Genomic DNA, 2,051 nt, shown 5'->3' with positions numbered 1-2,051 from the left:
ACCCAGAAGGTCTGCCCGACCATGCCGCCATTGATATGCGTCTCGGCAAGGCCACCGACCCAGAGATCGACCCGGTCGATCCCCTTCACGATGCCGGTGCCGTCGGCCTGGATGGCCACGCTGATATTCGAGTTGATCGCCTGGAAGGCAGCTATCTCATTGGCGTCCAGGACGAGGTCGGGATAGGCCTGCTTGAACTGGGCGATCACTGCATCGCTCAGATTGTTGCGCTGTTGGAAGTCCTCCCAGGAGGTATAGGGTGAGAGGTTTCCGGCATATCCGACGGCCTCGGAGACATAGGGATCCTGCGAAGCGGCAAGATCCGAACGCACCTGGTTCAACGTTCCCAGCCCGACATCCCAGCCGCGGGCCACATTGAAGGCGAACAGGTCGGCATTGATCCGCACCAGATCGTTGCGCACCGCGTCGACGATGTTGAAGTCAACCTCCTCCGCCGGCTGCCTGATGATGCCGCCCAGGATCGATCCCACGCCGAGCTGCTCATAGCCGGGCTGCGGGACGTAGCCGGGGGGCAAGGGAGCAGTGAAGGCGCCGGCGTCGTTCGTCGGATTCAGGAAGGCGTCGAACAGCGCCACCTGCTTCGGCTGACCGTCGGCATCGAGCACGGTCATGGTCTGGCCGATCAGGGAGTGACCGACCCGGTACACGGCCGCCGCGAACTCATGCGAGATGGCGGCCGTCGCATCTGGATTGTAGTCGCCATGGCCGTGGTCGCCATCGCCCTTGATGCCGCCGATGAGATGATCGGCGAACTCGTCGAAGACGACGCGCTGGTATTCGGCCTCGTTGATGATCTTGGCCGCCTGGAAGAGCTCCTCCTGTGTGCCCTGGAAGCCGGCCTCCACCAGATTCTCGACGTGGAAGTTGTGGTTGCGCGCCCAGATCGTGTGCATCGCGGTCAGGGAGAAGTTCTCGTTCGCCCGGCCGTCGCCAGCAATATAGTGGTCGAGCACGCTGATGAACGGATTGGCATCGAGCAGCAGCGCATGTCCGGTGCCCATGAAATTGGACGCCATGGTCGCCGCCATCGTGGTGTTGATCACCCCGCCGTTGACCAGCCCCGCGAAATAGGTCTGGAAGGCGACCGGGCCGCCCGGCAGGCCGGTGAAGACGGTGTTGTTCTCCCAATGCTCGAGGATCAGCTCGCGCAGCGTCGGCAGCAACCGGAAGTTCGGGTCAGACGGATCCGGCCCTCCCGCCAGCAGCATCGAGCCGAGACCGCCATCGCCGTCGCCTTCCCGGAGGAACTGGCCGACGAGCCCGTTCGAGCCATAGGCCTGGTTCTGGTCCGCGAAGGGCGAGGTCCGGTTGATATGCTGGGGAACGCCATCGACGATTTCGTCGACCGTGCCTCGGGTGAGATCGGCAGGGTTGCCGGATCCGGGCGCGCCGTTGCCGGGAGCGCCGATCTGGATCGCGCCATTGCCACCCTTCGGCAGGAAATCGAGGCCGTGGTCGAAATACTGGCCAAAGGCCATGAAGAAGATATTGGCGTCGTTGCTGTTCTTCGGCAGGTCTGCTTCCTGCACGCCCAGGATATTGCTGATATTGCGCGGATCGAGCCCCTCGAAGATCGGATTGATCTGGTTGTTGCCGGTCGCCGCGTCGTAGTCGCCGTAGCGGGCTTCCGTCAGCCGGATGAAGTGCTCGTCCGCCGCACCGTAATCGGGATGGGCGAGATTGTTGCCGTGGCCGCTGAGATCGCGGACGCCGGGCACCGTGTCGTCATCCCCGGGGACTTCCTGGCCGTTGACCAGGTGCTTTAGCCCCGCAACGTCGCCGGCGGTGAGGTCGAACGCGCCAGTGATGCCGCCGCCGTTCCCGCTCCCGTTTCCGGAACCACCACCATTACTGCCGCCCCCGCCAGTCGATCCGCCGGCTGCAGCTGGTCCGGTCACGTGCATTTCATCCTGGGCACGCATGCCAACCAGATGGTCGGAGCCGCCGCCCGTATTGAGCACGACGTGGTGGGCCGATTCGAGAGCCGTCACGTCGACCGTGTCGTCACCTGTGCCGGAGTTCACCGTGAT

Annotated in this window: 1 protein-coding gene; it reads right to left on the bottom strand. The window is 64.0% G+C overall.

The window, feature by feature from the left end:
• Positions 1 to 2,051, bottom strand: a 2,051-nt coding sequence (locus AC1DGP_RS35110) for a peroxidase family protein (protein ID WP_476833279.1), incomplete at both ends; no start/stop codon positions are given.

The sequence above is a fragment of the Allobosea sp. 05T433 genome, from assembly GCF_056396065.1.
The sequence above is the reverse complement of the archived record's forward strand: the minus strand, read 5'-3'. Positions and strand labels throughout refer to the sequence as shown.